The sequence below is a fragment of the Actinoalloteichus spitiensis RMV-1378 genome, from assembly GCF_000239155.1.
In the GTDB taxonomy this organism is placed as follows: domain Bacteria; phylum Actinomycetota; class Actinomycetes; order Mycobacteriales; family Pseudonocardiaceae; genus Actinoalloteichus_B; species Actinoalloteichus_B spitiensis.
Genome location: NZ_AGVX02000534.1, coordinates 1 through 5,136, shown reverse-complemented (window position 1 = coordinate 5,136; position 5,136 = coordinate 1). Strand labels below are relative to the sequence as shown.

Here is a 5,136-nt window from a genome sequence, read left to right as displayed (position 1 = left end):
CCAGAGGTGCGCGCCGTCCCCACCCACCCGGCCCGGCCCGGCCCCGGGAATCCCCGTTCCCCTTCCCTCCGATCAGGACAGAGCCCACCGGGAGCAGCCATGAGACGAACCCTCCACACCCTGGTCACCGGGGTCGCCGTCGCGGCCGCGCTGCTCCTCGGCGGCGGCGCGTCGGCGGCAGCACCGCCCTCCTCCGGCACCGGCGGTGAGATCCGCGGCGGTGACGTCTTCGTCGTCGGCGCCAGCCGTTGCGTCGCGGCCTTCACCGTGTCCGGGGGCTTCGTCGCCACGAGCCGTTGCGGCCCGGTGGGCGGGCAGGTGCGCACCACCGGGGGCGAGCTGGTGGGCGTCGTCCGGGGCAGCACGTACCCCGTTCCTGGGGGCGCCTGGGTGCAGACGACCGGCGCGTGGGCCCTGAGCCCGACTGTCGGCCGCGCCGGCGGCGGCACACCCGTCCTCGGCTCGACCCAGGTCCCGGTGGGCGGCGCGGTCTGCGCCAGCACCTCGACCTCGGGGTTGCGGTGCGGAAGCGTGCTGGCCCACAACCAGACGGTGACGTTCCCGCAGGGCACCGTCTCCGGCCTCACCAGGACGACGTTGTGCTCGGAGCGCGGCCAGGACGAGGGAACGCCGGTGGTCAGCGGCAACCAGGCCCAGGGCGTCCTCCTGCTCGCGAGCGGACCGTGCCCCGGGGGCGGGGGCGGCGACCACGTCCTGCCGGTCACCGCCCTGCTGGCCGCCTGGGGCCTCACCCTGCTCACCGCATGACCCGGCCCGCCCACCGCGAGGACGTCCGCCTCAGCCGGGCGGCAACCGCTCCCGCAACGCCGAGGCCGCCTCCCTCGGGTCGGCCGCCTCGGTGATGGCCCGCACCACGACGATCCGCTCCGCTCCGGCGTCGAGGACCTCGGGCAGGCGTTCCGGGCCGATACCGCCGATGGCGAACCACGGCCGCCCGTCGGTCCCCCACCGCCGTGCGGTGTGGCGCACCAGGTCGAGCCCGGCTGCCGGCCGGCCCGGTTTCGTCGGGGTCGTCCAACAGGGGCCGACGCAGAAGTAGTCGACCCCCGGCTCCACCGCCGCCGCGTCGGCCTGGTCGCGGTCATGGGTGGACCGCCCGATGACGACGTCCTCGCCGACCACGCGACGCGCCCACGACACCGGGAGGTCGTCCTGGCCGAGGTGCAGCACGTCGGCTCCGGCCGCCAAGGCGATGTCCGCCCGGTCGTTGACCGCGAGCAACGCACCATGTTCGGCGCAGCGCTCCCCGATCGTCCGCAGCGCGGCCAGTTCCTCCCGCGCCTCCAGCGGCCCGGACGGGCCCCCCTTGTCCCGCAGCTGCACGACGTCCACGCCACCGGCCAACGCGGCCGACACCACCTCGGCGAGGTCGCCCCGGTCGCGGCGGGCGTCGACGCACAGGTAGAGCCGGGCGGCCGCGAGCCGTTCCCGTACCCGCTCTCCGGTCAGTCCTGGCATACCCGTGAGCCTAGGAGACGCGCCACGCGGGGAACGACGTCCATGCCTCCCAGCGGGCTGGCCCCCACGGGCGGGTGGTTCCCGGCCCCGCCGCCGGGTTACGGTGAGGGCAGTCCGCACGGGAGTCTGGGGCACCAGGCTGAGAGGGGGCCTGCCGGCCCCGACCGTGGAACCTGATCCGGATCATGCCGGCGCAGGGAGCGTGGTGAGAGACGTGTCAACGGTGAAGCGAACGAACCAGCTGGTCGTCGTCGGTGCCGGGGTGATCGGCAGCGCGGTCGCCTGGCACGCGGCCACCTCGGGGTGGTCGGTGGTCGTGGTGGGCCCGGAACCGGCCGGCACCAGTTCCTCCTGGGTCGCCGGCGGGATGCTGGCCCCCGTCGCGGAGGCCTGGCCCGGGGAGGAGATCTCGCTGCGGCTCGGCTCCGCGTCGCTCGAATCCTGGCCCGCGTTCGCCTCGGCCGTCTCGGTCGCGGCGGGCGGCACGGCGGACCGCGCGCCCGGCGGCGCGCTGCTCTCCGCCGAAGGCGGGCTCCTGGTGGGAGTGGACGGTGCCGACCGAGCCGACCTCGAACGGCTGGCCCGGTACCTGGCGGCGCGCGGGCGGGAGGTGACCGCGTTGTCCGGGCGGGAGGCCCGCTCGCTGGAACCGTCCCTGGGGCCGGCCGTGCGCCACGGGCTCCACGTGCCCGGCGACCTCGCCGTGGACAACCGACGACTGTTGTGGGCGTTGCGCGCCGCCGCCCGGTCCGCCGGTGCCGTGTTCGACACCGGCTGGCTCGCGGAGGAGGCACGCGGAGGCCGGGTGCTGCTGCGCCGCGCCACGCGGAACGGGCCCGCCGACCCGCCCCCACCTGGCCTGCCCCGCACCGAGGACGGGGAACGCGAAACCCGGGAGTGCGACGTGGTGGTGCTGGCGGCCGGCGCGTGGTCGAGCCGCCTGCACCCCCGGCTCGGCCAGTTGATCCGCCCGGTGAAGGGCGAGGTGGTCCGGCTCGCCGCGACCCCGGGGAGCCTGCCACCGCCACGACGCACCGTCCGCGGCTCGGTGCGCGGTCGCACCGCCTACCTGGTGCCCCGGGACGGAGGGCGCCTCGTGGTGGGCGCGTCCCAACGGGAGAACGGCTTCGACACCTCGGTGACCGCGGGGGCGGTGCGCGAGCTGCTGACCGACGCCGGCACGCTCGTTCCCGCCCTCGACGAGTACGAGATCACCGAGACCATCGCGGGGCTGCGGCCCGGCAGCCCGGACAACGTCCCGCTGGTGGGTCCGCTCGAACCAGGGCTGCTGGTCGCCAGCGGACACCACCGCAACGGTTTCCTGCTGACACCGGTGACCGTCGAGCTGGTCGGCCGGCTGCTCGGGCTGGCCGGGGCGGCGTTCACCTCGCCTTCGACCGACACCGACGAACTGTTGTCGGCGACCGACCCGGCACGGTTCACGACGCCGACCGGGACCGACCACGTGGGAGAGGGGCAGTGATGCGGGTGCTGATCAACGGCCACGCGCACGAACTCGCCGAGCCGTGCACCGTCGCGGCGGCGGTGACGGCCGTCGGCGCACCGGAGCGGGGGACGGCGGTCGCGCTCGACGGCGACCTGGTGCCCCGCGCCGAGTGGGCGCGGACCGAGCTGACGCCCGACGCGCGGCTCGAGGTGCTGACGGCGGTGCAGGGAGGGTGAGGTCCGTGGACGACGTGCTGGAGATCGCCGGCCGCCGGTTCTCGTCCCGGCTGGTGCTGGGGACGGGTGGGGCGGCGAACCTGTCGGTGCTGGAACGCGCCCTGCTGGCGTCGGAGACCGAACTGACCACCGTGTCACTCCGCCGGGCCGACACCTCGGGAGGTCCCGGAGTCCTCGACCTGCTCCGCCGGTTGGGCGTCGGGACGCTGCCCAACACGGCCGGGTGCCGCAGCGCGGCGGAGGCGGTGCTGACGGCCCGGCTCGCCAGGGAAGCGCTCGACACGAACTGGGTGAAGCTGGAGGTCGTCGCCGACGAGGACACCCTGCTCCCGGACCCGTTCGAGACGCTCGAGGCCGCCGAACGACTGGTGGCGGACGGCTTCACCGTCCTCGCCTACACCAACGACGATCCGGTTCTCGCGCGCCGGTTGGAGGACGCGGGGTGCGCGGCGGTGATGCCGTTGGGCTCACCGATCGGGTCCGGCCTGGGCATCCGCAACCCGCACAACATCGAACTCATCGTGCACCGCTCGTCGGTCCCGGTCGTGCTGGACGCCGGAATCGGCACCGCCTCCGACGCCGCGCTGGCCATGGAACTGGGGTGCGCCGCCGTGCTGCTCGCCACCTCGGTCACCCGTGCCGACGAACCGGAACGGATGGCGCGGGCGATGCGGGACGCCGTGCGAGCCGGTCGGGAGGCGCGTCTCGCCGGCCGCATCCCCCGGCGGTTCTGGGCGCGGGCGTCCAGCCCCGCCGTGGAGGGCGCGGGCTGATCGGGTGGTACCGCCCCACCGGTACGGGCGGTCCGCCTGCCCTCACCAGGACTGGTGCCGGAAGGCGTGCTCGAGGGCGGCGTCCGGCCGCGCCTCGTGCTCGGCGTCCTCGGAGAGTTCCCTCCCCAGTTCGACCAGCTCGTCCACCGCCAACCGGGACAGGTAGGCGCCCTCGACGACGGGCCCGGCCAGCAGCTCGACCCCGGTGAGGTCCGGTCGCTCCTCCCGGGGAGCGCGACGCCCCACCTCGCCCAGTTCCTCGTCCGCCAGCCGGAGCACGGGCGTGAGACGTTCCCGGACCTCGAGCGGGCGGAACGCGACGCCGCCCACGGCGGCTCGCAACGCGTCCAGCGCGGCCCCCGCGCGCCGGGCTGCCTCCTCGGCCGACGGCCCGGCGTCCTCCAGCCGCGCCGGCAGCCCCAGCAGGTCCTGGGTGCGTCGCAGCGACTGCACGTAGGCACCGCGCAGCGCCCGCCGTCCTTCCGAGGTGTCCCGGGCTCCGTAGGCGCCTCGGGTCAGCTCGCGGACCGCCAGTGTCGCCAGCCGCGTCGTCCGGCCGACGTTGGGCAGCGAGCTGCTGGGCAGCACGAGGTAACTGGCGTAGCCGACGATCAGCGCGAGAGTGGCTCCGACGGCGGTGATGGCGCCGAAGCTGACCAGGACCGCGGCCACCGGGCGTCCGGTGGCCGGAACCTGGACGAGCAGCACGACGGCCACCACACCGGACATGAGCAGGGGGAAGCTCGTCCGCAGCACCGATGCGCCGGCGATCATCGCGAAGAGCAGGGCCGGGACGAACACCCACGGCCAGGGCAGCAGCGCGACCAGCCCGGCCGCGAGCGCGACACCGACCACCGAGGCCCCGGTCCGTTGTAGGCCCCCCTCCATCGTGTCGCGGGTGATCGGTTGGAGGACGAGGTAGAGCACCAGCAGCATCGGGGCGGCGGACGGCGTGTCCAGCCACAGGGTGATGAGCATGCCGCCGGCGACCGCGAGCGCGCAGCGGAGCGAGTGCCGGAACAAGGAAGACCGGAAGGAGAGGTGGGCGGTCAGCACTCCGAGGGCGCGCAGCAGCACGCCTCGCCACGACGGCCTCGCCAACCGCTCGGAGCTCCGGTCGACCACGGCCCGCCGGACGCGGTCCAGGCCGGACCGCACCATGCCCACCGCCGGCGGCAGCTCGGCCCCGCGTTCCGCCAGC

6 protein-coding genes and 1 riboswitch are annotated in these 5,136 nt (G+C 75.3%); of the genes, 4 read left to right on the top strand and 2 right to left on the bottom strand.

The window, feature by feature from the left end; all coding sequences use genetic code 11:
* Window positions 1–99: 99 nt before the first annotated feature.
* The gene (locus ACTIDRAF_RS30285; RefSeq protein ID WP_016700719.1) at window positions 100–768 is read left to right on the top strand and encodes a S1 family peptidase; all 669 of its coding nucleotides are present in this window, start codon (window positions 100–102) and stop codon (window positions 766–768) included.
* Window positions 769–798: 30 nt separating this feature from the next.
* Here the strand turns inward: ACTIDRAF_RS30285 and thiE are convergent, their stop codons facing one another.
* Window positions 799–1,479 carry a thiamine phosphate synthase gene (thiE, locus tag ACTIDRAF_RS0221170; protein WP_016700718.1) on the bottom strand — a complete coding sequence of 227 codons (681 nt, stop codon included), beginning with the start codon at window positions 1,477–1,479 and terminating at the stop codon, window positions 799–801.
* 108 nt (window positions 1,480–1,587) lie between these two features.
* Window positions 1,588–1,696: riboswitch (TPP riboswitch) on the top strand.
* A 6-nt stretch (window positions 1,697–1,702) separates the two neighbouring features.
* Here thiE and ACTIDRAF_RS0221165 point away from each other — a divergent pair.
* The 3 genes from ACTIDRAF_RS0221165 to thiG are packed head-to-tail and all read left to right on the top strand — an operon-like array spanning window position 1,703 to window position 3,935.
* Window positions 1,703–2,962 carry an FAD-dependent oxidoreductase gene (locus tag ACTIDRAF_RS0221165; RefSeq protein WP_016700717.1) on the top strand — a complete coding sequence of 420 codons (1,260 nt, stop codon included), beginning with the start codon at window positions 1,703–1,705 and terminating at the stop codon, window positions 2,960–2,962.
* A complete protein-coding gene (gene thiS / locus ACTIDRAF_RS0221160; RefSeq protein WP_026066350.1) occupies window positions 2,962–3,162 on the top strand; it encodes a sulfur carrier protein ThiS in 201 nt (66 codons plus the stop codon). The genes ACTIDRAF_RS0221165 and thiS overlap by 1 nt, the downstream gene beginning before the upstream one ends.
* 5 nt (window positions 3,163–3,167) lie before the next feature.
* On the top strand, window positions 3,168–3,935 hold the full coding sequence (gene thiG, locus ACTIDRAF_RS0221155) for a thiazole synthase (RefSeq protein WP_026066349.1): 768 nt from the start codon (window positions 3,168–3,170) through the stop codon (window positions 3,933–3,935).
* Between the two features lie 42 nt (window positions 3,936–3,977).
* Here the strand turns inward: thiG and ACTIDRAF_RS30280 are convergent.
* Window positions 3,978–5,136 (bottom strand): FUSC family protein (locus tag ACTIDRAF_RS30280; RefSeq protein WP_016700714.1); only part of this gene is annotated, 1,159 nt, incomplete at its 5' end.